Genomic DNA, 24,735 nt, shown 5'->3' on the forward strand with positions numbered 1-24,735 from the left:
GCGGCGATGCATCAGATTGGTTAATCGCCCAGGTTCGTGCATCGAAGCGGGTGACCATCAGCGGCCCCATGCGCGATGAGCGTGGACGTCGAGCCCATGTGGCGACGCGGCGCATCATGTCATGGTGGCTGCCGTGATCCTGTCCTATGGTGCGCGCCGTTTCGGTGGCTGTGGGGGAAGGGCATGAGGACGGATCTGAGGATCACGACGGCGATCGCCGCGGCGCTGCTGGCGTCGGGGTGTGGCCGGTCGGAACCCGAGCCGGATGGCTGGACCGCGCAGACCGATACCGCGATCTGTACCGATCGCGAGGGGCGGCGCGTTGCCGATGACCAATGCCCGCGGCAGGCGCTGGCGAGCGGTTATCATGGCGGGGGCGGCAGCAACGCGTTCCTGTGGTATTTCCTGGGGCGCAACAGCGTGATCCCGCCCTATGGCGAGACGGCGCGCGGGGGATCGTTCAGCCGCGCAGGCGGCGTCAGTTATGCGCGGGCGCCGGCCAATACCTTCGTCAGCCGATCGGGCGCGATCAGCCGCGGCGGGTTCGGCGCATCGGCGCACAGTTTCGGCAGTGGCCGGGCATGATCCGCGTCGCGACCGATCCACGCGCCGACTGGCAGGCGAAGGTGGAGGCGGAGGGGCTGATCTGGCACAGCGTCGATGGCCGGCCCTATTGGGACGAGAGCGTCCATTACCGCTTTTCGGCCGCGCAGATCGCCGAGATCGAAGGGGCGACGGCGGAGCTGTACCGACTGTTCCTCGCCGCCGGGCAGGCGATCGTCGACGATCCCGCGCTGCTGGACCGGTTCGGCATCCCGGCGCCCTTCCATCAGGCGATCCGCGATGCGTGGGAGGCGGAGCCGCCGGCGCTCAACTACGGGCGATTCGATCTAGGATATGACGGTGCCGGCCCGCCCAAGCTGTTCGAATTCAATTGCGATACGCCGACGTCGCTGCTGGAAGCCGCGGTGGTCCAGTGGAGCTGGAAGGAAGAGCGCTTCCCGCACCTCGACCAATATACCAGCCTGCACGAGCGGCTGGTCGCCAAGTGGCGCGACATTGCGCTGCTGCTGCCGCCGGTCGTCCATTTCGCGCATGTCTCGGACGAGGCGGGCGAGGATATCGTCACGACATCCTATCTGCGCGACACGGCGGAGGCGGCGGGGATCACGACCGTGCCGATCCTGGTCGACGATCTGGGCTGGGACCATGACCGGCGCTGTTTCGTCGATCTGGCCGAGCAGCGGATCGAGGCGCTGTTCAAGCTGTATCCGTGGGAATGGCTGACCGCGGAGGCGTTTGCGGCGCCGCTGCTCGAGAGCCTAGACGATACGCTGTGGATCGAACCGATCTGGAAGATGATCTGGTCGAACAAGGCGATCCTCGCGATCCTGTGGCAGCTGTTTCCGGGGCATCCCAATCTGCTGCCCGCGAGCTTCGATATCCCGGAGGGCGATGCCGTCGCCAAGCCGCTGCTGGCGCGCGAGGGCGCGAACGTGTCGATCCGGCAGAACGGGCGCGTCGTCGCCGAAGCGGCGGGGGATTATGGCGACGAGGGCTATGTCTATCAGGCGTTATACCGGCTGCCCGAGACGGCGCCTGGATGTTTCCCCGTGATCGGCAGCTGGCTGGTCGATGGCGAGCCCGCCGGGATCGGCATTCGCGAGGACGGGCTGATCACCGGCAACACCGCGCGCTTCGTGCCGCACGTGATCGACGGGTAAGCCGGAACCGCTGGGTGCAGTGCGGCATTGATGCGGGCAGCGCGCGGGAATGATCCCGCTGCCCTGTTCGAGGAATCTATGAGCCGTACCACGCTGGGCCTGTTCGGTGCCGCCCGTCCCCGTCCCGTCGCGCAGGATCGCCTGATCGCGACGAGCGATACCGCTGCGGATGCGTATCGGGCGGAACGGCTGTCGGGCCTGACTCCGGTGGAACGGGCGCTGGCCGAGCCCAAGGGTTCGGCCGCAGCGCTGATCGCCTGATACGCCTCAGCGCGCCGCCAGTTCGGGGCGGCCGGCGTGATGGATGAAGACCTTTTCGTCGGCCCAGCGTTCGCGGCTCTGGCACGTGATCGCACTGCGTCCGGGATGGGGATCGGCGGCGAGGGCATCCGAGAAGAAGCGGATGCAATAGACATCGCGGTTGGCATCGTACCGGACCGTATAAGCGCGCGGCGCGGCCTTCAGCTGTTGGACCGCCGCGTCGGGCGTCGCAGCCAGAGCGGCGAGGGCGAGCAAAGACGGTATCATGGACATGGCGTTCCTCCCGATCGTCCGCTCGACACGATGTCGTGCGGGTCGACGGGCACCATGCGATAAGTGTGCCAGTTGAATAATACACCGGACTTGCGTGGTTTTCTTACAGACCCGGTGTCGTACACCGGGCGTGACGCGCCAGAGGTTGGCGGATCGGGCAGTGCGGATCGACGATCCGGGCCCGGCGCGCGTCCTTTTCGTCCCGAAGGCGTTGGCGCGGGATGATATGGATGTCTGATCGAGCCGGCGGGCGCCGGCTGCCGCCCTTATTGGTGGGACTCGCGCTGATCGCGGCGGGGCTGGCGGTGCTGCTGATCGGCGCGGTGGCGACCAGTCGCTATCCGTTCGCCTTCGACCGGGCGATCATCGTCGGTCTGCGCCATCGGAGCGGCCCTGCGTGGCTGCCGAAGGTGGCGGCGGACATCACCGATCTGGGCGGCGGCGTGGTGCTGACGCTGATCGTGACGCTCGTCGTCGGGTTCCTGCTGGTGCAGCGCCTGTGGCTGACCGCGCTCGCTACCGTGCTGGCGACGCTGACCGGTGGATGGGTGATCGAGCTGGTAAAGGGCATGGTGCTGCGCGCGCGGCCGGAGCTGGTGCCGCACCTCGTCTCCGCCAACGGCTACAGCTTTCCGAGCGGGCACGCGACGGCGAGTGCCGTCTGTTATCTAACGCTGGCCGCGCTTGCTGGGCAGGTGACGCCCGACCGCGCGGCCCGATTGTACCTGTTGGTGGCCGCGGTGCTGCTGGTCGGCGCGATCGGGTGCAGCCGCGTGTATCTGGGCGTGCATTGGCCGAGCGACGTGCTGGCCGGCTGGAGCTTCGGGACGCTCTGGGCGCTGGGTTGGTGGACCGCCACGGCGCGGGCGCGTGTGGCGATCGGCGGGGAACGGTAGGCTTCGTCAAGGTTCGAGTGGTCGTCAGTCCTCCCCGCCAATGGGAGGAATGAATCGATTTCGTCGAATGTCGAACGGCCTATGGTTGCGTGGCGAACGTAGACAACTTGAACACCTTGGCGAAACCGATCGAGGTCTACCGTTTCCGTTTCTTCACCACTTCAAGGAGCGCAATCCACTGGCCCGGAGAATGGCAGGCCACGGGCGTGTAAGACCGGGCTCGCGCAATTTCGCCGTGATCACAGCAGCTTGCCGGCAGCCCGATCCTATTGGCGTTCGCTGAGCTTGCGTTCCCAGGCGAGCGCATCCTTGACGATCGTGTCGAGGTTGTCGCGCTGCGGGCGCCAGGGCAGCGCGGCGAGGATCGCGCGGTTGTCGGCGACGAGCGCGGCGGGATCGCCGGCGCGGCGCCCTTCGTAGCGGCGCTCGATCGTCATGTTGGTGACGCGATCGACCGCATCGAGCACTTCGTTGACCGAGAAGCCGCGGTTGTAACCGGCGTTGAGGGTGTGGCTCTGCGTGGGTTTGGCGACCAGCAGTTCGAGCGCGGCGACGTGCGCGGCGGCCAAATCACTGACGTGGATATAGTCGCGCACGCCGGTGCCGTCGGGCGTGTCGAAGTCGGTGCCGAAGACCGAGACGGCGGCTCGCTTGCCGGTCGCGGCCTCGACCGCGATCTTGATGAGGTGCGTCGCGCCCACCGTCGACTGGCCAGAGCGGCCCTGCGGATCGGCGCCGGCGACGTTGAAATAGCGCAGTGCGCAATAGTTCATCGGGTGCGCCGCGGCGACGTCGCGCAGCATTGCTTCCGACATCAGCTTCGACATGCCGTACGGATTGATCGGCGCGGTCGGATCGGTCTCCTCGATCGGCACCTTGACCGGCGTGCCATACGTCGCGGCGGTCGAGGAAAAGATGAAGTGCGGCACGCTCTCCGTCACCGCGCTTTCGATCAGCGATCGCGTCGCGGCGGTGTTGTTGCGATAATATTTGAGCGGGTCGCTGACCGATTCCGGCACGATGATCGATCCGGCAAAATGCATGATCGCGCGGACGTTGTGGTCGCGGATCGCGGCACGGACGGCGATGTCGTCGGCGACGTTCGCCTCGACCAGGGTCGCGCGGGGATCGACCGCCCAGGCAAAGCCGGTGACGAGATTGTCGACGACGACGACATCATAGCCCGCGTCGCACAAGGCGAGCACCGCATGGCTGCCGATATAGCCGGCGCCGCCGGTCACCATCACCTTGCCGTTCAATGCCATGCGTCGCGTCCTTCGTCTTTTGCGCGGCCTAGCGCCTTCCTACATGGGCTGCAAAGGAGACTTCAGCATGACGGATTATGTAACGCTGGCGGGCGGCTGCTTCTGGTGTACCGAGGCGGTGTTCAAGGACGTGATCGGCGTGGAGAGCGTCGAGAGCGGCTATATCGGCGGCAACGTGCCCAACCCGACGTACAAGCAGGTGTGCGGCGGCGATACCGGCCATGCCGAGGCGATCCGCATCGGCTACGACCCCGAGCAGCTGGCGCTGGGCGACCTGCTCGACATCTTCTTCGCGACGCACGATCCGACGCAGCTAAACCGTCAGGGCAATGACGTCGGCACGCAATATCGCTCGGCGGTGTTCCCGGCGGACGAGGCCCAGGAGGCGGAGATGCGTGCGGCGATCGAGCGGGCGCAGGCGGGGCTGGACAAGCCGATCGTAACGACGGTGGAGCCGATGGCGGATTGGTATCCCGCGGAGGATTACCATCAGGATTATTGGGAAACCTCGGGCCGGTCGAACCCCTATTGCATGGCGGTGATCCCGCCGAAGCTGCAGAAGCTCCGCAAGAGCTTTGCCGCCCGGTCGAAGGCGGTGGCGTAATTTAAGTGCTAATTCCTCCCCTGCGCACGCAGGGGAGGGGGACCACGCCTCGCAGAGGCGTGGTGGAGGGGCAGCCCATGCGACACCGCCTGCGGCGGCCCCTCCACCACTCGCCTTCGGCGAGCGGTCCCCCTCCCCGCAGAGCGGGGAGGAATTGGTTAGACCTTCCTCGCCAGCGCCTTCTTCAGCTTCGCATGCGCGGCGGCCTTGATCTGGCATACTCTTGCCGAGCCGACGCCGAGCACCTGGCCGATTTCCTCCAGGTTCAATTCCTCGACATAATAGAGCTGAATCACCAGCGCCTCGCGTTCGGGCAAAGCGCCGATCGCGGCGATCAGCGTGTCGCGCAGGTCGCTTTCGGCGAGCTGTTCGAAGGCGTCGGGCGTGTCGTCGGCGAACCAGGGCAGGTCGTCGGCATAGACTTCGTCCATTGATTCGAACCGCACCGTGTCGGCAGTCTCATAGTCTGCGCGCAGCCGTTCGATCGTGACGCCGAGTTCGGCGGCGAGCGTGGCTTCGTCGGGTGCGCGGCCGGTTCGTGCCGTGACGGCGGCAATGGCGGCCTGATATTGCCGGCGCCGCCGCATCGCGCCGCGCGTCGTCGTCGCCTGTCGCCGCAGCTCGTCGATCATCGCGCCGCGCAGGCGGGTTTGCAGATAGGCCTTGAACTGCGCACCCTGTTCCGCGGCCTGTCCGACCGCCTCGACCAAAGCAACGAGGCCGATCTGCACGAGGTCCTCGACATCGACGATGGTGCTCATCGATCCGTGGACATGCCACGCGATGCGGCGGACCATGGGGAGATGCTGGCGGATCAGCGCCTCGCTGTCGCCACCGGGCCGCTGGCGCGGCGAATAGGTGAGGGGGCCCTGCGGCACCATGGCTTGCGGCGCGGGTTGGGCGCCGGCGAAGGCGTTGCTCATCGGTTCGGCGCTCATGCCGCCAGCGCCTGCTGCTGCGGTGCGCCGATGACCGCGACGACCTCGACCGCCTTTTCTTCAGGCACTTCGAAGAAGGAGAGGACGGGCGTGTCGGGCAGCACGGTCTTCACCAGCTTGCGGATCGCGATGCGGATCGCGGGCTGGACGACGAGCGCGAAGGGCTTGGCCTCGGCGATCAGCGGCTGGGCGGCCTGTTGCAGCGCCTCGACGATGCGGCGGCCGAGATCGGGCTCGATGACGTGCCGGCGCGAGGCGTCGGCGCGCGCGGCCTGGCCGAGCAGCCCTTCCAGCTGGCCCTCCAGCGTCATCACGCGCAGCGGCTCGCGCACGCCGCACAGCTTCTGGATGATCAGCGGGCCAAGCTCCGGACGGATCAGTTCGATGATCTCCTCGGCATCGGCGCTGCGCGTGGCGGCGACCGCAATCGCCTGCGCGATACGACGGAACTCCTTCAAGGGGATGTTCTCCGCGAGCAGGCCCTTCAGGACCTGGGTGAGGGTGGTGAGCGGCAACGGGTTGGGCGTGAGGCTGGCGACGAGCTGTGCGGCGCGTTCCTTCAGCCCGTCGAGCAGCGACTGGACCTCGTCGGGGCCGAGCAGGTCGGTCGCATTGGCGCCGAGCAGGTGGTTGAGGTGCGTCGCCATGACGGTGCCGGCATCGACGACGAGGAAGCCCGCGCCGGTCGCGGCATCGGCATCGCCCGCAGGGATCCAAGTGGCATCGAGCCCGAAGGTCGGGTCCTTCGCCTTCTTGCCGTGCAGCTCGCCGAACGCCTGGCCGGTATCGAGCGCCAGCATCTCGTCGGGGCTGACCTGATCTTCGCCGACGCAGACGCCGTTGATCATGATGCGATAGGTGTAGGGCGCGAGATTGATGTCGTCGCGTACGCGGCATTGCGGCACGACGAAGCCGAGGTCGCGCGAAAGCTGGCGGCGGACGCCGGTGATGCGGCCCATCAGCGGCGCACCGCGGCGCTGGTCGACCAGCGGCACCAGGCCATAGCCGATGTCGAGGTTGACCTGCATGCCCTCGGTGACTTCGTCCCAGCCGATCTTCGACGGGTCGACGGGTTCCTCGGCGGCCTTGGGCGCTTCGACGACGGGGCGCTTCTCGATCTGGCGCAGCTTCCACGCGGTGAAGCCGGCGATGCCGGCGGCCGGCAGCATGATGAGGTGCGGCATGCCCGGGAAGGCGCCGAGCAGGCCGAGGATGACCGCGACCGGGGTCCAGGTGCGCGGGGAGCCGAACTGGCTGCCGATCTGGCCGGCGAGGTCCTTGTCCGAATTGACGCGGGTGACGATCGCGGCGGCGGCGATCGAGAGCATCAGCGCCGGCAGCTGCGCGACGAGCGCGTCGCCGATCGCGAGCAGGATGTAGCTTTTCGCCGCGGCGGCGATGGTCATGCCGTGGCTGACGGGGCCAAGGATCAGGCCGCCGATGACGTTGGCGGCGAGGATCAGCATCGCGGCGACGGCGTCGCCCTTCACGAACTTCGACGAACCGTCCATCGAACCGTAGAAATCGGCTTCGGTCGCGACTTCGACGCGGCGCTTCTTGGCGTCGTCCGGCGTGATGAGGCCGGCGTTCAGGTCGGCGTCGATCGCCATCTGCTTGCCGGGCAACGCGTCCAGGGTGAAGCGGGCGGACACTTCCGACACGCGGCCTGCGCCCTTGGTCACGACGATCAGGTTGATGATCATCAGGATCGCGAAGACGAAGATGCCGACGACATAGTCGCCGCCGATCAGGAAGCTGCCGAACGCCTCGATGACATGGCCCGCGGCGCTTTCGCCCTCATGGCCGTGGACCAGCACGATGCGGGTCGACGCGACGTTGAGGCCGAGGCGGAAGAGGGTCGCGAACAGGAGCACGGTCGGGAAGGCGCTGAAGTCCAGCGGCTTCTGCGCGTTGAGCGACACCATCAGCACGGCGAGGCTGATCGCGATATTGGCGACGAAGAAGACGTCGAGCAGGAAGGCCGGGATGGGCACGACCATCACGACGACGAGCAGCAGGATGGCGAGCGGCAGCGCGGCGCCGCGGCCCTGGCTGAGCAGCTTGTTCACGTCAGCGGCTCCCCATGCTGGCGAGCATCATATAGGCGAGCTGCGCATTCTGCGGCGACGGGCGCAGCAGGCTGTTCGCGGCATCGGCGGCGCGGCTGCCGAAGCGGCCGCCGGCCTGGGTCAGCGCCTGCGTCGCCCAGCTCAAGGCATCCTCCGGCGTCTGGTTGTTGCCCGTGATAACGGTGGAATCGCCCATCGCTAGCGCCTGTGCGGCGAAGGCGAGATTGGCGCTGCGGGTTTCGCTGACGCTGTCCGACGCGGCGTTCAGCTTGTCGCTGAAACGCTGGTAGATCGCCGACAGCGACCGCGGTTGGCCGTTCGAGGCGTAGAAGATCGAGCGGTTGGCGCCGGCGGCCTGCGGGAACAGCGAGGCGGCGGAGGCACCGGGATTGTTCGCCATCGCCGACAGGAATTTCTTGGCGCCGCCGATGCCGAGGAAGTGCGCCATATAGAGGTCGGTGCCGTTGGCGTCGCGGCCCAGCGAACCCTCGAGCGCGCTCTTATTGTCGGAGGCGTGTTCGGCCGCCATCAGCGAGGCGACGTCGGGGTCGTTGCGCAGCGCGAGGATGGCGGAGCGGGTCGCGCCGTCGCTGACCGAGAAGCGGCCGCCGGCGGTCTGGCCGATGCTGTCGGCGGCCCAGCCGAGGCCGTGTTCGGCGCCGTGCTTCTTGACGACCGCGAGCCAGCTCTGCTCGACGAACTGGTACAGGCCCGTCGCCGACGACGTGCCCGAGCGCGCGCGTGCGTTCAGCCCGCTTTCGATCTTCGCCTGGCCGAGCAGATAGTCGAAATCCACACCCGTCTTGCTGCTCGCAAGCTGGATGGCGGATTGGACGCGCCCGGCAGAAATCGGATTGACGGTCATTGCGACGAAAACACACCCCTGTTGCCGGGTGGCTTTCAGCAAGAGCCGTGCCAGTTGTGGTTAAGGGCGGGTGTCAGCGGCGATTTCCGTCACCCCGGATGTGTTCCGGGGTCCACTCTGCGGCGAGGGGGATGGCTCCAGCCTCTTGCCGTCCCCGTGCGGCCTAGTGGACCCCGGAACACGTCCGGGGTGACGATAGACCTGGGGAAAGGGCGTCAGCCCCCAAGCCTCAGGCGTAGGCCTGGATCAGCGAGGGGCGGTAGCCGTGGCCGGCATCGCCGGTCAGAATTTGCAGGCGGCGGCGAACATTTGCCGCCATCAGGTTGACGTAGATGCGGCAGGTCTCGTTGAGGCGGTTCGCCTCGTCGGCCAGTTCGCGGATCTCGTCGCCGGCGGGGCCGGTGCCCATCGCGGCGATCTCTTCGATGCCGGCAAGCTTGTCCTGCGTCGCACGTTCCAGCGCGGCGCAGTCGTTGGTCTTCAGCGCTTCGATTTCGGCGTGGAGCGCGTCGATGACGCGGATGAGGGCATCACGCCGATTCATGGCCATCCCAGTTCAGCTTGAGGGCGAGCAGTCGGTCGGCGATGGTCGCCGGCAGAATGGGGAAGGTGCCGGTGGCGATCGCCTTCTTGATCTCGCCGACGCGGTCGCTGTCGACCGGGGCCGACGCGGCCATCGATTTGGCGAGGCCGCTCAGCTGCGTCGCCGGCGCTGCCGCGACGGGCTGGCGCGTCGTCGCCTGCTGTACCACTGGCTGCACCGTCGGCGCGGCCGCGGGTGCGGCGACGCGCGATACGCTTCCACTTGCCTGCTGCGGCTTTGCGCCGATTGAGTCCACCATGTCCGCACCTGTGTATGTTGCCTGACAGGCGACTAAACGGCCGTCTGCGAGCGCGCTTTAGCAAAAAAGATTCGCCCGCGAAAAAAGATGCCGCCTCAGTCGGTCCAGCCGGGCAGCGTGGCGCGGCCCGCTTCTACCGCGACCGCCTGGACGGGCGTGTTGCTGCCGTCGACCTTGATCATCACGCGGCCGCCCGGCGGTGCGTCGCCGACGGCGACGCCTTCGCGGCTGATCGAAAAGCCGGGCGAGCCCGCCTCGATCAGCACGGGATCGCCGCGGCGGATCACCGGCTCTGCCTTGGCGGGCGCGAGCATGGCGGGCACCGCGCGCGCGGCGGGCGCGTCGGCGGGGCGGATCACGGGGACGAAGATGCGCCAGTCCGGCCCGGTGCAGGACACCACGACCGCGTCATGCGCGTCGCTGCGCCAAGCGAGCGAGACGGTGGGGCATTGCGCGAGGCGCAGCCGCGCATCGATCGCGGTGCGGGCGCCGCCCTCCGCCCCGATCGGGCGGCTGGTGAAGGCGGCGACCGCGCGGTCGAGCCCGCCGGTGTCCTGGAACACAGGCAGCGTGCCCATCGGCGCGGCGGCAAGGAGCAGGGGCAGGAGGATCATGGCTGATGTCCGTGTTGAGGGTCGGTGCGGGGGCCGCTCGTGGCCGGAACGTCTCCGGCAAAGGCGAGCGTGACGATCGCGGCGCGGCGTCCGGGCCGCGGCGCGGTGGTAACGGTGATGCGGCGGCTGACCGGCGCCAGCAGCGCCGCGAGCGCGCGGGCACGGTCGGCGGCGAGGATCGCGGCACTGCCGGTCGCGGCATCGACGTCGGCGGGGCTGCCGTCGGTCGATCCGGTGACGGTGAGCGCGACGCGCGGGTCGCGCGCGGCCTCTCTGGCCCAGGCGACGACCGCCGCGGAACCGCCGGGCAGCGCCGCCGATCCGGGGGCGAAATCGAACAGACCCGCGGCCATAACCGGCATCGGCGGGGGCGGGGGAGCGTGCGGTGCCGCCTCGCCACCGAAGCTGCGTCGGAGCGCATCGGTGACGGCGCGGGGCTTCTCGCTTGCCTGCAACAGGACGAAGAAGCCGACGAGCAGCAGTGCGAGATCGGCGAGCGTCACCAGCCACACGGGCCGGGCGGGCGCTGGTTCCGGCCAGCTGGGAAGCGCGGGGGCGGTCATGCGACGCTGTGCAATTGGTGGCGCGGCGTTTCGCGCAGCGCGAGCGCGACGAGCGGCGCCTCGATCCGCGCGCGTTCGAACGCCTCGATCTTGCCCGCGGCGCGCAGGCGGTGGCAGACCGGCATGAAGAGGAGGTTGGCGAACAGCGCGCCGTACAGCGTCGCGAGCAGCGCCACCGCCATCGCGCCGCCGATCGCCTGCGGGTCGGTCATCTGCGCGAACATGCCGGCAAGGCCGATCAGCGTGCCGACCATGCCCATCGCCGGTGCGGCCTCTGCGGCGCCGGACCAGACGTCGGCGGCGGCAGCCTGTCGGTCGATCCGTTTCTGCCGGTGGAAGCGCAGCAGGGCCTCGACCTCGCGGGCGACTGCTCCGTCGACGATGGCGGCGATGGCGGCGGCGACATCGGGATCGGCGATCACCGACTTGTCGAGCGCGACGACGCCGTGGCGCTTGGCGATCCGGTCCTGCGCGGCGATCTGTTCGAGCAGCGGATCGGCGGAGAAGGCGCGGCGCGGCAGGACGCGGAGCGCCACCACCGCGCGGCCGACGTCGCGGAGCGGCGCACGGAGCGGCGTGGCGACGAGCGTGCCGCCGCCGACGATGGCGAATGCGATCGGATCGAAGAGCTGGGCGATCATGCGCGGATATAATGCAAGGGGTGGGCCAGTTGGTTTTGGGAGCGTCGGTTCGGCTGCACACCCCCCTTCGTCATCCCGGCGAAGGCCGGGATCCATGGATACGATGCGGCGGCCGTTGACGTGCGCCATTGGCCTCACCGCCTCCATGGATCCCGGCGTGCGCCGGGATGACGAAAGTAGCGGACAAGCTGTATCTGCGACGAACGCGACAAGCCGTCCCCACGCGGCCTGGTGGACCCCGGACCAAGTCCGGGGTGACGAAGAAGGGCGGCAAGCCTTGCCGTCCCTCCGGCAAATACCGGCAAGCGATTGCCGGCCGGCTTGCCGCCCGCCCGGCAACGGGGTAAAATCGCGAAAAAACCGGACCCCCGCCCTCCTGCCACGAAAAACTGGCACGGCGGTTGCTTAGCGTCTCGGCAGCGCAATGGTGCGCCGGAGATTTGGCCCGATGGCCGCTGACAGTCTGTTCGGAATTCACGGATCCGCCCTGGAAGTGCGTTCGCAACGCATGGGCGTGCTCGCGTCGAATATCGCCAACGCTTCGACCCCCGGGTTCAAGGCGAAGGATATCGATTTCAAGTCGGCGCTCGCGTCGATGGAGAGCGATATCGGCGAAAAGGGCATCGCCGCCGCAACCAAATATCGCGTGCCGGTGCAGACCTCGATGGATGGCAACACCGTCGAGTTGAACCAGGAACAGACCGCCTTCGCCGAAAATGCCGTCCAGTATCAGACGACGCTGTCGTTCCTGAACGGCCGCATCGGCCAGATCACCCGCGCGCTGAAGGGGGAGTAAGGCCATGGCCGATCCGATGAGCGTCTTTCAGGTGGCAGGCCGCGCGATGAGCGCGCAGCTCGTCCGCCTGAACACGACCGCATCCAACCTTGCCAATGCCGGCGGTACGACCGGGTCGGCGGACACCGCGTACAAGACGATGAAGCCGGTGTTCCGCACCAGCTTCGACGCCGCGAGCGGCCTTGCCACCGTCGACGTCGAAAAGATCGTCACCGCGGGCGAGGCGCCGACCAAGATCTACGACCCCAACAACCCGGTCGCGGACAAGGACGGCAATATCTACCAGGCCGCCGTCGATGAAAGCCGCGAGTTCGTCGACATGATGGAGACGGCGCGCTCGTACCAGAACAACGTCGAGGTGCTGAACACTGCCAAGCAGCTCACCATCGATACCCTCAAGCTGGGCCGCTAACCCATGACCACCACGACCTCCACATCGGGTTCGTCGTTCGATACGACGCTCGCCAACCTCGGCATCAAGCGCGCCGCGAGCAACACCGGCACGACGACCGCCAGCGGTGCATCGACCGTTACCGGCGTGACCAAGACGACGCTGGACCAGTCCGACTTCCTGACGCTGCTGACCACGCAGCTGAAGAACCAGGACCCGTTCGCGCCGATGGACAACACGCAGATGGTCGCCCAGATGGCGCAATTCTCGTCCGTCGCCGGCATCAGCGAGATGAACAAGTCGCTGACCGGCATCTCGAACAAGCTCGGCTCGACCAGCGCGAGCGATGCGATGAGCTATGTCGGCAAGACCGTGCTGACCGAAGGATCGACCGCCTATCCGCGCTCGACCGGCGGGATCGACGGTGCGGTCGAGCTGGACGACGATGCGACGCAGGTCACCGTGTCGATCAGCGACGCCAATGGCGGCATGCTGCGCCAGCTCGACCTCGGCGCGCAGAAGAAGGGTTCGATCGCCTTCGACTGGGACGGCAAGGACGGCTCGGGTCAGGACGCGGGCAAGGGCCCCTTCACGATCAGTGCCTTCGCCACCGGTGGCGACAAGACGATCACCAGCCGCACGCTCGTCTGGGCGCCGGTCGAATCCGTGTCCCTGCCATCCAGCGGCAAGCCCGTTCTGAAGGTCGTCGGCGTCGGTGACGTCGATCCGTCCAACGTCCGTTCCGCCGCCTGATCTTCCCCCCGTTTTCCGAATTCCAGGAGAAACCCAATGTCCTTCTTCACCTCGCTGTCCGGTCTTCAGGCTTCGCAGACCGACATGGACACCATCTCGCACAACCTCGCCAACGTCTCGACCACGGGCTTCAAGAAGAGCCGCGTCGAGTTTTCGGACGTCATCGCATCAAGCGTGTCGACCGATCCGCGCAAGATGGTGGGGTCGGGCGTCATCGTGAAGGCGACGCAGCAGCAGTTCAAGAACGGCAATTTGCAGGGCACGACCAACGCGCTCGACCTGGCGGTCATGGGCGAAGGCTTCTTCACGGTGAAGACGACCGGCGCCAGCGACGCGATCGCCTATACCCGCAACGGTTCGTTCTCGGTCGACGCCAGCCGCAACGTCGTCGACAGCCAGGGCAGCTTCCTGATGGTCTATCCGGTCGACGGCGACGGCAACGTCACCGCCACTGGTGAAGATGGCCTGACCAACCTGCAGCTGCAGCAGACCAGCGGTACGCCGAAGGCGACGCAGTCCGTATCGACCGCGATCAACCTGTCGGGCACGACGACCGTCAACAAGAAGACGTTCGATCGCACCGACACGACGACCTACAACAACTCGGTCGCGACGCGCGTCTACGACGCGAACGGCAATCCGATGACGATGACCAGCTATTACGTGCGCACCGCGGTGCCCGATGCCACCAAGGGCACGGACAGCACCTGGGCGGTCTATACGTTCGTCGGCGACAAGCAGCTGGAAGTCGGCGGCAAGAAGGATCCCGTCGAAATCACCTTTGCCAACACCGGCGCGATCAAGACGCCTGCGACGCCGATCCAGTACGACACGTTCATCCCGCTGTCGGGCGCTGCCGCGCAGAACCTGACGCTGAACCTCGGCAACTCGACGCAGCTGGCGTCGGCCTTCGCGGTCAACAGCAAGAGCCAGGACGGCGTGCCCGTCGGCCAGCTGGCCGGCGTGACGGTGACATCGGAAGGCCTGATTCAGGCAAGCTTCTCGAACGGCGACATCGTGCCGCTGGGCAAGGTGGCGCTGGCGAAGTTCTCGACGCCGACCGGCCTGCGCCAGATCGGCAACAGCTATTGGTCGGCGACGGGTCTGTCGGGCACCGCGACGATGGGGTCGGCGGCTGCCGACGGCTTCGGCTCGCTGATGTCGGGTCAGATCGAAGGATCGAACGTCGACATCACCGAAGAACTGGTCAACCTGATCGCCGCGCAGCGCAACTTCCAGGCGAACTCGAAGGCGCTCGATACCGCGAACCAGGTCTCGCAGACCATCATCCAGATCCGCGGCTAAACGAGTCGGTGGGGACGCGGGAGCGCTAGATGGACAAATTGGTCTACACGGCGGCGACGGGTCTGCGCGCGCACATGCAGGCGCAGGCCGCGATCGCCAACAATATGGCGAACGCGTCCACCACGGGCTTTCGCGCCGATCGCGTCATCTTCGACCGGATCGAGCTGAAGGGCGGTGGCGCGCAGTTGGAGGCGCGTGCGCCGACCAGCGAGGAAGTCACCGACGCCGACCGCGCGCCGGGTGCCATCCAGCATACCGGCCGCGCGCTCGACGTCGCCGTCACCGGCGTCAACGACTGGCTGGCGGTGCAGGCGAGCGACGGCAGCGAGGCCTATACCCGCCGCGGCGACCTGGAGGTCGCGCCGTCGGGCGTGCTGCAGACCGGCGACGGCTTCATCGTGCAGGGTCAGAACGGCCCGATCACGCTGCCGCCGTACACCAGCCTGACCATCGCTGGCGACGGGACGATCAGCATCGTGCCCCAAGGGGGCGATGCCGCCAACCCACAGGTGGTCGACCGGCTGAAGATCGTCGACACCAAGGGGTCGCAGACGGTCAAGGGCCTCGACAACCTGCTGCGCGTGAAGGGCGGCGGCACGCTGCCCGCGAACCTCGACGCCAAGGTGCAGGGCGGCGCGCTGGAGGGCTCCAACGTCAATATGACGCAGGTGCTCGTCGATATGCTGGAAAACCAGCGCAGCTACGAAATTCAGGCCAATCTGATGAAGTCGGCCAAGGAACTGGACGAAGGCGGCTCATCCGTGATGCGCCTGCCGAGCTAAGGGACGAAGAGCATGTCATCCTCCGCCATGCATATCGCGCGCACCGGGCTCGACGCCCAGGATACGCGCATGCGAGTCATTTCGAACAACCTCGCGAACGTCAACACGACGGCGTTCAAGAAGGATCGCGCCGCATTCGAGACGTTGGCCTATCAGACGGTCACGGCGCCGGGGTCTCAGTCGACCGCGGAAACCAAGTACGCGACCGGCCTCAACCTCGGCACCGGTGTGCGCGTGCAGGGCACGGCGCGGATCGATACGCAGGGGTCGCTGACGCAGACCGGCAACAGCTTCGATCTGGCGCTGGATGGCGACGGCTATTTCCAGATCCAGATGCCGGGCGGCCAGCTAGGCTACACGCGCGCGGGCAACTTCAACCGCAGCCCGGAAGGCCTGCTGGTGACGTCGGAGGGCTATCAGGTCCAGCCGGGCATCACCGTGCCGGCGAACGCGACCTCGGTGTCGATCGGCACCGACGGCACCGTCACCGCGCAGATTCCGGGGCAGACGACGGGCAGCACGCTGGGCCAGATCCAGATCGCGAGCTTCCCCAATCCCACCGGCCTGCAATCGACCGGCGACAATTACCTGCGCGAAACCGCCTCGTCGGGTGCCGCCAACCTCGGCATCGCCGGGCAGGACGGCCGCGGCAACGTGCGCCAGGGCAGTCTGGAAGCGTCGAACGTCAACGTCGTCGAGGAGCTCGTCGACATGATCGAGACGCAGCGCGCCTATGAGGTCAATTCGAAGATGATCTCGTCCTCCGACGAAATGCTCAAATACGTGAACCAGAACCTGTAACATGGCCTCCGCACCCAACCCCTTCCGCCCCGGCGCCTTCGTCGTCAGCCACTGGGCCGAGATCGCGCTCGCCGCGGCGTCCAGCCTGCTCGTGCTTGCCGCGCTCACGCCCGGCGAGGCCAATGCCAGCATCTTCGGCAAGAAGAAGCCGGCGGAGGACTTCACTGTCGTGCGCGCGCCGATGACGCCGCCGCCGGCCCCGGCCAATGGCGCGATCTTCCAGGCGAGCGACGGCTATGCGCCGCTGTACGAAGGCTGGCGCGCGCGCCGCGTGGGCGATCCGCTGACCATCGTGCTGGTAGAGAACACGGCCGCCTCCAAGTCATCGAGCTCGAAGCTCGATTCGAGCGGGCAGGGCGGCATCACGCCGCCGACCACCGGACCGCTGAGCCTGTTCGGCGCGACTGATGCGTCGATGAGCGGTACGCGCGGCTTCAACGGACAGGGGCAGGCGAACCAGGCCAATTCGCTGTCGGGCGAAGTCTCCGTCACGGTCGCCGCGGTCTATCCGAACGGCACGATGCTGGTGCAGGGGCAGAAGCGCGTGACGCTGAACCGCGGCGACGAATTCGTGCGGATCAAGGGGCTGGTGCGCAGCGCCGACATCAGCGCCGACAATCGCGTGCTGTCGACCCGCGTCGCCGACGCGCAGATCTCCTACACCGGCAAGGGCGACGTCGCGCGCGCCGGGCGGCAGGGCTGGCTCGGCCGCTTCTTCTCCGTCGTGTCGCCGTTCTGACGGCCGTCTTGACGCGTTGTTAACCATAGGAAGTGCAGGCTGCTGCCCATGTTCCGCCGTCTGATCCTCTCGCTCGCCGCCGCTCTGGCCTTCGTCGCTGCGCCCGCTGAGGCCGACCGGATCAAGGATCTGGGCGGGTTCCAGGGCATCCGCTCGAACCAGCTGACCGGTTACGGCGTGGTCGTCGGCCTGCCCGGCACGGGCGACGACAATCTCGAATATACTGTGCAGTCGCTCAAGGCCGTGGCGTCGCGCTTCGGCCTGCAGCTGCCGCCGGGGGCCAATCCGGGCATGAAGAACGCGGCGGTCGTCATGATCACCGCCGACCTGCCGCCCTTCGCCAAGCCGGGGCAGAAGCTGGACATCACCGTCGCTTCGATGGGCAAGGCGAAGTCCCTGCGCGGCGGCAGCTTGGTGCTGACGCCGCTGCTGGGTGCGGACAACCAGATCTATGCGATGGCGCAGGGCAACCTCGCCGTCGGCGGCCTGGGGGCCGAGGGCGCGGACGGATCGAAGATCGTCGTCAACGTGCCCTCCGCCGGGCGCATTCCCGATGGCGCCACCGTCGAACGTGCGGTCGCGACCGGGTTCGATTCGACGCCGAACCTCACCTTCAATCTGGCGCGGGCCGATTTCACGACCGCGCAGAATGTCGCGCAAGCGATCAACGCGAAGCTGGGCTTTGGCACCGCCGAGGCGATCGACGGCGTGTCGATCGCGGTGCGCGCGCCGCCGGGCGCCGACGTCCGCGCGACGCTGATGTCGACGATCGAGAACCTCGACGTCGTGTCGGCCGAGCCGCCGGCAAAAGTAATTGTAAATGCACGCACCGGAACGGTCGTTATCAATTCTGCGGTCAGGGTGGGTCCGGCCGCGGTGACGCACGGCAAGCTGACCGTGCGCATCGACGAGAACCAGCGGATCAGCCAGCCTGCTCCGTTCAGCCAGGGCCAGACTGCGTTGGAGCGCAAGTCCAACGTGTCGGTCGAGGAGGAGAAGAAGCCGATGTTCCTGCTCACGCCCGGGCCGAAGCTCGCCGATGTGGTGAAGGCGGTGAACGCGATCGGTGCGTCGCCCGCCGATCTCGTCGCGATCCTGGAGGCGCTGAAGGAAGCCGGCAGCCTGAAGGCGGAGTTGATCGTCCTGTGACCGGGCCATCGATCTCGACTGGCGTCGCCGGTGCCGGGGGTATCTCGACCGATACGTCGCGCCTCAAGACCGCGGACAACCTGAAGAAGGCGGGTCAGCAGTTCGAAGCGGTGTTCACCGGCATGATGCTGAAGAGCATGCGGCAGGCGAAGCTGGCCGATCCGCTGTTCGATTCGAAGGCGATCGATACCTTTACCGAAATGCAGGACGCCCGCGTCGCGCAGACAATGTCGGAGACGACGCCGCTGGGCATCGGCAAGGCGATGACCGCCTTCCTCGCCAAGAAGCAATCGGATCTTAACGACTCCACGGCAGATCCGCCCAAATGAGCGATATGCTGTCGATCGGCGCGTCCGGCGTCCGCGCGTATCAAACCGCGCTTGCGACCGTTGGCGAGAACATCGCCAACGTGAATTCGGCCGGCTACACGCGTCGACAGGTCGCGCTGAACGAAGTGGCCGGCGTCGGCACGACCTTCGCCTATGCCGCGGGCAACGGCGTCACGCTGACCGGCGTTACCCGATCGACCGACATCTATTCCAGCCGCGCGCTGCGCGCCGCGAACAGCGACCTGTCGCGCACGACCAGCGGTGCGGCATGGCTGGACCGTATCCAGGGCGCGCTGACCGGCAATGCGCTGACGTCGCGCGTCACGAATTTCTTCGGCGCGGCGCAGGCGCTCGCTGCCGAACCCGATTCGACCGCGCTGCGCACCGGTATGGTCAGCGCCGCGACGTCCGCCGCCATCGCCTTCACCGCGACGGGCAGGGCGTTCGACCAGATCGATGCCGATATCGATACCGCCGGCAACCAGGCCGCGCAGGACCTGACGTCGCTCGGCGTGTCGCTGTCCAAGATCAACGAAGGCATCAGCCGCTCACAGCCGGGCAGCACCGCGGCGGCGCAGCTGATGGACCAGCGCGACGACGTCCTGTCGCAGATGAGCAACCTCAGCGACATCACCACGACGTTCGATTCGATCGGGCGGGCGACGGTCAACCTGGGCGGATCGAGCGGCGCGCCGTTCGTGCGCGGCACCGGTGCCGGCACCGTCACCTATGCGCGGGACGACACCGGCAAGATCGCCTTCAGCATCACGGTGGGGATCGAGAAGACGCAGATCACCCCCGGCGGCGGCACGCTGGGCGGTCTGGTGGATGGCGCGCAGCGCGCCTCGTCGATCCGCGACGTGCTCAATTCGGTCGCGGGGCAGTTCGTCAAGACGGTCAACGACAACCAGGCGGCGGGCAAGGACCAGAACAACCAGACCGGCGCCGCGATGTTCGTCATCGACCAGACGCGGCCGGCGACCGAGATGAGCGTCGCCACCGGTTTCGTCGGCAGCCAGATCGCGGCGGGCACCGGTGGCGGATCGCGCGATGCGTCGAACCTCGCCGCGCTGGAAGCGACGCGCAACAGCAAGGGCTATGAGGCGCAGCTGACGACACTCGTGACCGACAATGCCACCGCCTACAAGCAGAAGAACACGATCGCGGACGCGCAGACGTCGATCCGCGATGGCGCGGCGACGGCGCTGTCCTCATCGACCGGCGTCAATCTCGATTCGGAGGCGGTCGATCTCATTCGCTTCCAACAGGCCTATGCCGCCTCGAGCCGCGTGATCCAGGTCGCGCGCGAGACGATGCAGACGCTTCTGGATATGCGGTAGGATTGCCCATGCAGATTTCGACCAGCCTGTTCTACAGCAACGCCTCCAGCCGCTTAACCAAGATGAGCGACAAGGCGCAGGAACTGCAGACGCAGATCGCGACCGGCAAGAAGCTGATCAAGCCGTCCGACGACCCCGCCGGCGCGCAGCAGCTTGCCGAACTCGATCGTCGCGACGCCGATGCGGCGGTGTACGGCACCAACCTGACGCTGGCGAGCTCGCTGCTCGATCAGGCGGATGGTGTGCTCAAGCAGATCACCGCACAGCTGACGCGCGCGACCGAACTCGCGACGCAGGCGGCGACCGGCACGCAGACCGACGCCGCGCGCAAGAGCATCGCGACCGAAATCACCTCGGTCGTCCAGTCGCTGGTCACGCTCGCCAATTCGCGCAACGTGCGCGGCCAGCCGCTGTTCGGCACCGTCGACGGCACCAAGGCGGTGACCGACAATGGCAACGGCACCTTCACCTTCCCGGCGAACAACACGCTCGTGTCCGAAGTGCCGATCGCCGATGGCCAGACGATCCAGGCGACCGAGAGCGCCAAGACGATCTTCGACCTGGGCAATGGCGACAATACGCTGGCGATGCTGAGCCGCATGGCGGCGACGCTGAACGGCGGCGGCGACGTGTCGTCGTCGATGAGCACGGCGCTTGATTCGCTGAGCCAGGCCGTCGACCAGGTCGCCAACGTGCAGGCCTCGGTCGGGTCGCGGTCGGCGCGCGTCGATCTGCAACAGCAATTGCTGACCACGGCGAACACCGATCGCGCCGATCTGCGCGGCAAGCTGGAGCAGGTCGACGTCACCGACGCGATCGTCCAGTTGCAGCAGATGATGACCGCGCTGTCGGCGTCGCAGGCGAGCTTCACCAAGCTCTCGCAGCTCTCGCTGTTCGATTACCTGAAGTAACGTAGGCCAAGGCCGACGTACGTGATGTCCCGTCGCCGCGCGAGCGGCGGTCGGGCCCATGTGCCGTTCGCGCGGCGGGGCGTTGCCACAGGTTTTTGTCCGGAACGGCCAAATCCGGGACATGGTAACCACTTGTCTAGGAAATGCGGTTAACCCGGTAAGCCACAAGAGTCGGCGTCGCCGGCAAAACGGGGGTTCCCACAGTGTTTCCTGCGATCGGTCTCGTCGTTCTACTCGGCATGGTGTTCGGCGGTTTCGCCATCACCGGCGGTGCCCTTGGCCCCGTGTTCGAGGCGATCCCGCACGAGATGCTCATCATCGGCGGCGCCGCAGCAGGCGCGCTGATCATCGGCAACTCGGGCGCCGAGCTGAAGGCGATGGGCGGCGGCCTCGCCAAGGTGTTCAAGGGACCCAAGTACAAGAAGCAGGACTATCTCGACGTCATTTTCCTCGTCAGCAAGCTGATGAAGATGCTGCGCATGGACGGTCCGATCGCGCTCGAACCGCATGTCGAGGACCCCAAGTCGTCGTCGGTTTTCAGCGAATATCCGCGCCTGCTCGCCGATCATACGCTGGTCAATCTGATCGCCGACACGCTGCGCCTGGTCGTCGTGTCGTCGGGCACGCTCGACGTGCATGCGGTGGAAGAGGTGATGGATCACGCGATCAAGTCGCACCACCACGAGGTCGAGGGGCCGGAGCATACGCTGACCAGCCTCGCCGATTCGCTGCCCGCACTCGGCATCGTCGCCGCGGTGCTCGGCATCGTGAAGACGATGGGCTCGATCGACAAGCCACCGTCGGTGCTCGGCGGCATGATCGGCTCGGCGCTGGTCGGTACGTTCATGGGCGTGCTGCTGGCCTACGGCATCGTCAATCCGCTCGCCGGGCGCCTGAAGCAGATCATCCATGCCGACGCCGCCATCTATCACGTCGTCAAGCAGATCATCATCGCCTCGCTGCACGGCCACCCGCAGCCGCTGGTGATCGAGGCCGCGCGAAGCGGCATCGCGCACAAGAACCAGCCCGGCTTCGCCGAGGTGTTCGACGGCTTGCGCGGCAAGTAAGATCCGATGGCGCGCGCAGCACCGCACGGCAACAACCAGCCGCCCAAGATCGTCATCGTCAAGAAGATCACCATCGCCGGTGGTGGTCACCATGGTGGTGCGTGGAAGGTCGCCTATGCCGACTTCGTGACCGCGATGATGGCGTTCTTCCTGCTCCTGTGGCTGCTCGGCGCGACCACGGAGAAGCAGCGCAAGGGCATCGCCGACTATTTCGCGCCGACGCTGATCGACAAGAAGTCGCTGGGCCTGGGCGGCAATGGCGTGCTGGGCGGCGAATCGATCCTCAGCAACAACAAGCTGGGTCCGAAGGCGGCGGCGGCGCCGATCGCGTCGATCGGCGTGCCGATCATGCAGACCGGCGGCGACCGCAGCGGCACGGGCGACAAGGGATCGCTGCGCAATCCGACCGCGACCGCGCTCGACCAGAAGGCGTTCGAGGCGATCAAGCAGGAGATCGAGAAGCAGATCATGAGTTCGAAGAGCCTGTCGAAGCTCGCGAGCCATATCCGCTTCGTGCCGACGCAGGACGGGCTGCGCATCGATCTGGTCGATGATGCCGATTATTCGATGTTCGCGCTGGGTACGACGGCGCTGGATTCGCGGGCGTCGGACCTGATCGGGATGATCGCCGGCACGATCGCGGGGACGCCCAACACGATCATGATCCGCGGCCATACCGACAGCGTGCCCTATGGCGACCCCAGGGCGATGAACAACTGGATGCTGTCGTCGGGCCGCGCGGAATCGACGCGGCGGCGGCTGGCGCTGGGCGGCATTCCGGAATCGCGCTTCGAGCGGATCGAGGGTGTGGCGGATCGTGAGCCGATCGTCGTCAACGACCCCGGTGATCCGCGCAATCGCCGCGTGGCGATCACCCTGCTGTATCGCAAGGGCGCGTTCGGCCAATAGCGGCTCCTCGTCATCGCCGGATACGAAAGACCCGCGCGGAAGGCATCCCTTCCGCGCGGGTCTTGCGTTCGTCCCCTCCAGCGCCGTGGGGGCGGCGGCGGAGGGGCGTGGCCGATCAGGCCTCGACGGCGTCCGCCGGCTTGCGACCGCGCTTGGCAGCAGCGGCGCCGTCGCCCTTGCGTGCGCCCGGCTTGCGGCCGAGACCGATCTTCTTGGCCATCGCGCGGCGGCTTTCCGAATAGGTTTCGGCGACCATCGGGTAATCCGGCTTCAGGCCATAACGTTCGCGATATTCGGCCGGCGTCATGCCATGGGTGGCGAGGTGACGACGCAAGGTCTTGTACGGCTTGCCGTCGATCATCGAGATGATGTGATCCTTCGACGCCAGCGACTTACGCACCGAAACCGCGGGCGTATATTCAGTCGCCGGTGCGCTTTCCGTTTCCGTGGTGCCGGTGCCAAGCAGCGCCGAGACGGTGTCGTGCATCTTGCCGAGGAAGGCCGGAACCTCATCAGCGGAAATACGGGTGTTGGGGTTGCCGAGCCAAGCAATCGTCAGTTCGGTTGCCAGTTCGACGGCATTCAGGTCGGACGTTTCATCAGTCATAGTTTGCTCCTTTGACTGATAATAGCCCTAGACAACAGACAAGGCGCGTCAACCCTGCGGCGACCCGAATTGATAGGTAGATCAAGTCAAATGTAGAAAAGGGAATGAAAATACTGTCATCAAGACTGATCAGGCCGTTCGTGACGCACCCGCGGCCCGTACGGCGGCGAGATCGGGATAGCCGTTGACCGCCATCAGCAGGTCCGCCTCCGCCAGGATGCAGCGCAGGACGTGCGCCGCGCCGGCGGCACCGTCGAGCGCCAGGCCGTAGCTATAGGGGCGGCCGACACCGACCGCGGCGGCGCCCAGCGCCAGCGCCTTCACGACGTCGCTGCCCGAGCGGATGCCGGAATCGAACAGGACGGGCGTGCGGCCCGCCGCGGCGACGACGCCCGGCAGCATGTCGATCGCGGCGATGCCGCCGTTCGCCTGCCGGCCGCCGTGGTTCGAGCAATAGATGGCGTCGGCGCCCGTATCGATGGCGCGACGGGCGTCGTCGGGGTGGCAGATGCCCTTCAGGATCAGCGGCAGCTTGGTGAGCGAGCGCAGCCAGGGCATGTCGTCCCAGGTTAGCACCTTGCCGAAGGTCGCCGCCCAGCTGCGCACCGCGGCGGCGGGGTCCTGCTCGGGCGGGGTTTGCAGCAGGCGGCGGAAGACGGGGTCGCTGAAGTAATTGGCGAGCACGTGGCCGCGCAGCTGCGGGAAGTTGCCGGTGTTGAGGTCGCGCGGGCGCCAGCCCGTCACCCATGTGTCGAGTGTCACGACGATGCCCTTGTAGCCCGCCGCCTCCGCGCGGGAGACGAGGCTGGCGGCGAGGTCGCGGTCCTTGGGCGTATAGAGCTGGAAGAAGCCGGGGGTGTCGCCCATCGCCTCCGCCACGTCCTCCAGCGGATCGTTCGACAAGGTGGAGGCGACCAGCGGCACGCGCGTCTCGGCGGCGGCGCGGGCGGCGGCGAGGTCGCCGTGGCCGTCGGGGGTCATCAGCCCGGTAACGCCGATCGGCGCCATGAAGATCGGGCTGGGCAGGCGCAGGCCGAACAGGTCGATCGACAGGTCGCGGGTCGCGCAATCGACCATCATCCGCGGCACCATGCCCCAGTGGCGGAAGGCGGCGGCGTTATGATCCTGCGTATATTCGTCGCCGCAGCCGCCCTGGACGTAATCGCGCACCGATGCCGGCATCGCCGCGGTGGCGCGGGCGGCGAGCGTGGCGAAGTCGACGGGCACCTTGGGCACCACGCCCGACAGGCCGGCGAAGTAGATGGCGTTCTGATAGTCGCCGTAATGGGGCATCGGGCTTG

At 67.1% G+C, this 24,735-nt stretch carries 30 protein-coding genes; 18 read left to right on the forward strand and 12 right to left on the reverse strand.

From position 1 onward, the window contains the following. The first annotated feature begins 183 nt into the window (after positions 1-183). From GGR47_RS00545 to GGR47_RS00555, 3 genes are all read left to right on the forward strand, one after another. Positions 184-585: a hypothetical protein gene (locus GGR47_RS00545; RefSeq protein ID WP_017977354.1), complete on the forward strand. Its 402-nt coding sequence runs from the start codon at positions 184-186 to the stop codon at positions 583-585. Beyond that, positions 582-1,724, forward strand: a complete 1,143-nt coding sequence (locus tag GGR47_RS00550; RefSeq protein ID WP_043060792.1) for a glutathionylspermidine synthase family protein — start codon at positions 582-584, stop codon at positions 1,722-1,724. Before GGR47_RS00545 ends, GGR47_RS00550 begins: the two co-directional genes overlap by 4 nt. A gap of 78 nt (positions 1,725-1,802) precedes the next feature. After that, positions 1,803-1,985, forward strand: coding sequence for a hypothetical protein (locus GGR47_RS00555; protein ID WP_017977356.1), 183 nt, complete (start codon positions 1,803-1,805; stop codon positions 1,983-1,985). A gap of 6 nt (positions 1,986-1,991) precedes the next feature. Here GGR47_RS00555 and GGR47_RS00560 read toward each other — a convergent pair whose 3' ends face one another. After that, positions 1,992-2,258: a hypothetical protein gene (locus tag GGR47_RS00560; RefSeq protein WP_244305089.1), complete on the reverse strand. Its 267-nt coding sequence runs from the start codon at positions 2,256-2,258 to the stop codon at positions 1,992-1,994. A 230-nt stretch (positions 2,259-2,488) separates the two neighbouring features. Between GGR47_RS00560 and GGR47_RS00565 the strand changes: the two genes are divergently transcribed. Further along, positions 2,489-3,154, forward strand: a complete 666-nt coding sequence (locus GGR47_RS00565) for a phosphatase PAP2 family protein (protein WP_221204560.1) — start codon at positions 2,489-2,491, stop codon at positions 3,152-3,154. Positions 3,155-3,420: 266 nt separating this feature from the next. Here the strand turns inward: GGR47_RS00565 and galE are convergent, their stop codons facing one another. Continuing rightward, complete coding sequence (gene galE, locus GGR47_RS00570; RefSeq protein ID WP_147036397.1) at positions 3,421-4,419, reverse strand: UDP-glucose 4-epimerase GalE; 999 nt, start codon at positions 4,417-4,419, stop codon at positions 3,421-3,423. A gap of 67 nt (positions 4,420-4,486) precedes the next feature. Here galE and msrA point away from each other — a divergent pair, with 67 nt between their 5' ends. Next, positions 4,487-5,023, forward strand: a complete 537-nt coding sequence (gene msrA, locus GGR47_RS00575) for a peptide-methionine (S)-S-oxide reductase MsrA (protein WP_017977361.1) — start codon at positions 4,487-4,489, stop codon at positions 5,021-5,023. A 158-nt stretch (positions 5,024-5,181) separates the two neighbouring features. Here the strand turns inward: msrA and GGR47_RS00580 are convergent, their stop codons facing one another. The 8 genes from GGR47_RS00580 to GGR47_RS00615 all read right to left on the reverse strand — a co-directional run bounded on the left by GGR47_RS00580 (position 5,182) and on the right by GGR47_RS00615 (position 11,555). Next, positions 5,182-5,961: a sigma-70 family RNA polymerase sigma factor gene (locus GGR47_RS00580; RefSeq protein WP_147036398.1), complete on the reverse strand. Its 780-nt coding sequence runs from the start codon at positions 5,959-5,961 to the stop codon at positions 5,182-5,184. Next, positions 5,958-8,030 (reverse strand): flagellar biosynthesis protein FlhA, encoded by a 2,073-nt coding sequence (gene flhA / locus GGR47_RS00585; RefSeq protein ID WP_017977363.1) that lies wholly within the window; start codon positions 8,028-8,030, stop codon positions 5,958-5,960. Before flhA ends, GGR47_RS00580 begins: the two co-directional genes overlap by 4 nt. A gap of 1 nt (position 8,031) precedes the next feature. Then, positions 8,032-8,895, reverse strand: a complete 864-nt coding sequence (locus GGR47_RS00590) for a lytic transglycosylase domain-containing protein (RefSeq protein WP_147036399.1) — start codon at positions 8,893-8,895, stop codon at positions 8,032-8,034. 229 nt (positions 8,896-9,124) lie between these two features. After that, on the reverse strand, positions 9,125-9,439 hold the full coding sequence (locus tag GGR47_RS00595) for a hypothetical protein (RefSeq protein ID WP_018250541.1): 315 nt from the start codon (positions 9,437-9,439) through the stop codon (positions 9,125-9,127). Further along, a complete protein-coding gene (flgM, locus tag GGR47_RS00600) occupies positions 9,426-9,737 on the reverse strand; it encodes a flagellar biosynthesis anti-sigma factor FlgM (protein WP_017977366.1) in 312 nt (103 codons plus the stop codon). The genes GGR47_RS00595 and flgM overlap by 14 nt, the downstream gene beginning before the upstream one ends. A 95-nt stretch (positions 9,738-9,832) precedes the next feature. Further along, positions 9,833-10,351: a flagella basal body P-ring formation protein FlgA gene (locus tag GGR47_RS00605; protein WP_147036400.1), complete on the reverse strand. Its 519-nt coding sequence runs from the start codon at positions 10,349-10,351 to the stop codon at positions 9,833-9,835. Then, positions 10,348-10,914 carry a flagellar motor protein MotB gene (locus GGR47_RS00610; protein ID WP_221204561.1) on the reverse strand — a complete coding sequence of 189 codons (567 nt, stop codon included), beginning with the start codon at positions 10,912-10,914 and terminating at the stop codon, positions 10,348-10,350. The genes GGR47_RS00605 and GGR47_RS00610 overlap by 4 nt, the downstream gene beginning before the upstream one ends. Then, positions 10,911-11,555, reverse strand: a complete 645-nt coding sequence (locus tag GGR47_RS00615) for a motility protein A (RefSeq protein ID WP_147035823.1) — start codon at positions 11,553-11,555, stop codon at positions 10,911-10,913. Before GGR47_RS00615 ends, GGR47_RS00610 begins: the two co-directional genes overlap by 4 nt. Positions 11,556-12,003: 448 nt before the next feature. Here GGR47_RS00615 and flgB point away from each other — a divergent pair, with 448 nt between their 5' ends. The 13 genes from flgB to GGR47_RS00680 all read left to right on the forward strand — a co-directional run bounded on the left by flgB (position 12,004) and on the right by GGR47_RS00680 (position 22,827). Continuing rightward, positions 12,004-12,351, forward strand: a complete 348-nt coding sequence (gene flgB / locus GGR47_RS00620; RefSeq protein WP_024310425.1) for a flagellar basal body rod protein FlgB — start codon at positions 12,004-12,006, stop codon at positions 12,349-12,351. 4 nt (positions 12,352-12,355) lie between these two features. Continuing rightward, complete coding sequence (gene flgC / locus GGR47_RS00625) at positions 12,356-12,763, forward strand: flagellar basal body rod protein FlgC (protein WP_017977371.1); 408 nt, start codon at positions 12,356-12,358, stop codon at positions 12,761-12,763. Between the two features lie 3 nt (positions 12,764-12,766). Next, a complete protein-coding gene (locus GGR47_RS00630) occupies positions 12,767-13,495 on the forward strand; it encodes a flagellar hook assembly protein FlgD (RefSeq protein WP_147035822.1) in 729 nt (242 codons plus the stop codon). A 36-nt stretch (positions 13,496-13,531) separates the two neighbouring features. After that, positions 13,532-14,800: a flagellar hook protein FlgE gene (locus GGR47_RS00635; RefSeq protein ID WP_147035821.1), complete on the forward strand. Its 1,269-nt coding sequence runs from the start codon at positions 13,532-13,534 to the stop codon at positions 14,798-14,800. A gap of 29 nt (positions 14,801-14,829) precedes the next feature. Next, positions 14,830-15,582, forward strand: a complete 753-nt coding sequence (locus GGR47_RS00640; RefSeq protein ID WP_147035820.1) for a flagellar basal body rod protein FlgF — start codon at positions 14,830-14,832, stop codon at positions 15,580-15,582. 12 nt (positions 15,583-15,594) lie between these two features. After that, on the forward strand, positions 15,595-16,383 hold the full coding sequence (gene flgG, locus GGR47_RS00645; RefSeq protein WP_024310426.1) for a flagellar basal-body rod protein FlgG: 789 nt from the start codon (positions 15,595-15,597) through the stop codon (positions 16,381-16,383). Between the two features lies 1 nt (position 16,384). Further along, positions 16,385-17,122, forward strand: coding sequence for a flagellar basal body L-ring protein FlgH (locus GGR47_RS00650; RefSeq protein WP_017977376.1), 738 nt, complete (start codon positions 16,385-16,387; stop codon positions 17,120-17,122). A gap of 48 nt (positions 17,123-17,170) precedes the next feature. Continuing rightward, a complete protein-coding gene (locus GGR47_RS00655) occupies positions 17,171-18,271 on the forward strand; it encodes a flagellar basal body P-ring protein FlgI (protein WP_063687289.1) in 1,101 nt (366 codons plus the stop codon). Beyond that, a complete protein-coding gene (locus GGR47_RS00660; protein WP_147035819.1) occupies positions 18,268-18,600 on the forward strand; it encodes a rod-binding protein in 333 nt (110 codons plus the stop codon). The genes GGR47_RS00655 and GGR47_RS00660 overlap by 4 nt, the downstream gene beginning before the upstream one ends. Next, entirely contained in the window at positions 18,597-19,940 is a 1,344-nt protein-coding gene (gene flgK / locus GGR47_RS00665; protein WP_147035818.1) for a flagellar hook-associated protein FlgK, read from the forward strand. The genes GGR47_RS00660 and flgK overlap by 4 nt, the downstream gene beginning before the upstream one ends. Positions 19,941-19,948: 8 nt before the next feature. After that, on the forward strand, positions 19,949-20,851 hold the full coding sequence (flgL, locus tag GGR47_RS00670) for a flagellar hook-associated protein FlgL (RefSeq protein WP_017977380.1): 903 nt from the start codon (positions 19,949-19,951) through the stop codon (positions 20,849-20,851). Positions 20,852-21,054: 203 nt separating this feature from the next. Then, the gene (gene motA / locus GGR47_RS00675; protein WP_020486342.1) at positions 21,055-21,918 is read left to right on the forward strand and encodes a flagellar motor stator protein MotA; all 864 of its coding nucleotides are present in this window, start codon (positions 21,055-21,057) and stop codon (positions 21,916-21,918) included. 6 nt (positions 21,919-21,924) lie between these two features. Continuing rightward, a complete protein-coding gene (locus tag GGR47_RS00680; RefSeq protein ID WP_017977382.1) occupies positions 21,925-22,827 on the forward strand; it encodes a flagellar motor protein MotB in 903 nt (300 codons plus the stop codon). A gap of 115 nt (positions 22,828-22,942) precedes the next feature. On the opposite strand, the gene GGR47_RS00685 is transcribed toward GGR47_RS00680, so the two are convergent. Both GGR47_RS00685 and GGR47_RS00690 read right to left on the reverse strand, forming a co-directional pair. Further along, positions 22,943-23,434, reverse strand: a complete 492-nt coding sequence (locus GGR47_RS00685; RefSeq protein ID WP_017977383.1) for a Ros/MucR family transcriptional regulator — start codon at positions 23,432-23,434, stop codon at positions 22,943-22,945. 129 nt (positions 23,435-23,563) lie between these two features. Next, a complete protein-coding gene (locus tag GGR47_RS00690) occupies positions 23,564-24,727 on the reverse strand; it encodes an alpha-hydroxy-acid oxidizing protein (RefSeq protein WP_147035817.1) in 1,164 nt (387 codons plus the stop codon). Positions 24,728-24,735 lie beyond the last annotated feature (8 nt).

This window comes from Sphingomonas aquatilis, assembly GCF_014196115.1.
Lineage (GTDB): Bacteria > Pseudomonadota > Alphaproteobacteria > Sphingomonadales > Sphingomonadaceae > Sphingomonas > Sphingomonas aquatilis.

What these genes read in the sequence shown, in the direction of transcription:
- GGR47_RS00545 (WP_017977354.1), top strand. Translation starts at nt 184, where the DNA reads ATGAGGACGGATCTGAGGATCACGACGGCGATCGCCGCGGCGCTGCTG.
- GGR47_RS00550 (WP_043060792.1), top strand. Translation starts at nt 582, where the DNA reads ATGATCCGCGTCGCGACCGATCCACGCGCCGACTGGCAGGCGAAGGTG.
- GGR47_RS00555 (WP_017977356.1), top strand. Translation starts at nt 1,803, where the DNA reads ATGAGCCGTACCACGCTGGGCCTGTTCGGTGCCGCCCGTCCCCGTCCC.
- GGR47_RS00560 (WP_244305089.1), bottom strand. Translation starts at nt 2,258, where the DNA reads ATGTCCATGATACCGTCTTTGCTCGCCCTCGCCGCTCTGGCTGCGACG.
- GGR47_RS00565 (WP_221204560.1), top strand. Translation starts at nt 2,489, where the DNA reads ATGTCTGATCGAGCCGGCGGGCGCCGGCTGCCGCCCTTATTGGTGGGA.
- galE (WP_147036397.1), bottom strand. Translation starts at nt 4,419, where the DNA reads ATGGCATTGAACGGCAAGGTGATGGTGACCGGCGGCGCCGGCTATATC.
- msrA (WP_017977361.1), top strand. Translation starts at nt 4,487, where the DNA reads ATGACGGATTATGTAACGCTGGCGGGCGGCTGCTTCTGGTGTACCGAG.
- GGR47_RS00580 (WP_147036398.1), bottom strand. Translation starts at nt 5,961, where the DNA reads ATGAGCGCCGAACCGATGAGCAACGCCTTCGCCGGCGCCCAACCCGCG.
- GGR47_RS00590 (WP_147036399.1), bottom strand. Translation starts at nt 8,895, where the DNA reads ATGACCGTCAATCCGATTTCTGCCGGGCGCGTCCAATCCGCCATCCAG.
- GGR47_RS00595 (WP_018250541.1), bottom strand. Translation starts at nt 9,439, where the DNA reads ATGAATCGGCGTGATGCCCTCATCCGCGTCATCGACGCGCTCCACGCC.
- flgM (WP_017977366.1), bottom strand. Translation starts at nt 9,737, where the DNA reads ATGGTGGACTCAATCGGCGCAAAGCCGCAGCAGGCAAGTGGAAGCGTA.
- GGR47_RS00605 (WP_147036400.1), bottom strand. Translation starts at nt 10,351, where the DNA reads ATGATCCTCCTGCCCCTGCTCCTTGCCGCCGCGCCGATGGGCACGCTG.
- GGR47_RS00610 (WP_221204561.1), bottom strand. Translation starts at nt 10,914, where the DNA reads ATGACCGCCCCCGCGCTTCCCAGCTGGCCGGAACCAGCGCCCGCCCGG.
- GGR47_RS00615 (WP_147035823.1), bottom strand. Translation starts at nt 11,555, where the DNA reads ATGATCGCCCAGCTCTTCGATCCGATCGCATTCGCCATCGTCGGCGGC.
- flgB (WP_024310425.1), top strand. Translation starts at nt 12,004, where the DNA reads ATGGCCGCTGACAGTCTGTTCGGAATTCACGGATCCGCCCTGGAAGTG.
- flgC (WP_017977371.1), top strand. Translation starts at nt 12,356, where the DNA reads ATGGCCGATCCGATGAGCGTCTTTCAGGTGGCAGGCCGCGCGATGAGC.
- GGR47_RS00630 (WP_147035822.1), top strand. Translation starts at nt 12,767, where the DNA reads ATGACCACCACGACCTCCACATCGGGTTCGTCGTTCGATACGACGCTC.
- GGR47_RS00635 (WP_147035821.1), top strand. Translation starts at nt 13,532, where the DNA reads ATGTCCTTCTTCACCTCGCTGTCCGGTCTTCAGGCTTCGCAGACCGAC.
- GGR47_RS00640 (WP_147035820.1), top strand. Translation starts at nt 14,830, where the DNA reads ATGGACAAATTGGTCTACACGGCGGCGACGGGTCTGCGCGCGCACATG.
- flgG (WP_024310426.1), top strand. Translation starts at nt 15,595, where the DNA reads ATGTCATCCTCCGCCATGCATATCGCGCGCACCGGGCTCGACGCCCAG.
- GGR47_RS00650 (WP_017977376.1), top strand. Translation starts at nt 16,385, where the DNA reads ATGGCCTCCGCACCCAACCCCTTCCGCCCCGGCGCCTTCGTCGTCAGC.
- GGR47_RS00655 (WP_063687289.1), top strand. Translation starts at nt 17,171, where the DNA reads ATGTTCCGCCGTCTGATCCTCTCGCTCGCCGCCGCTCTGGCCTTCGTC.
- flgK (WP_147035818.1), top strand. Translation starts at nt 18,597, where the DNA reads ATGAGCGATATGCTGTCGATCGGCGCGTCCGGCGTCCGCGCGTATCAA.
- flgL (WP_017977380.1), top strand. Translation starts at nt 19,949, where the DNA reads ATGCAGATTTCGACCAGCCTGTTCTACAGCAACGCCTCCAGCCGCTTA.
- GGR47_RS00680 (WP_017977382.1), top strand. Translation starts at nt 21,925, where the DNA reads ATGGCGCGCGCAGCACCGCACGGCAACAACCAGCCGCCCAAGATCGTC.
- GGR47_RS00685 (WP_017977383.1), bottom strand. Translation starts at nt 23,434, where the DNA reads ATGACTGATGAAACGTCCGACCTGAATGCCGTCGAACTGGCAACCGAA.
- GGR47_RS00690 (WP_147035817.1), bottom strand. Translation starts at nt 24,727, where the DNA reads ATGCCCCATTACGGCGACTATCAGAACGCCATCTACTTCGCCGGCCTG.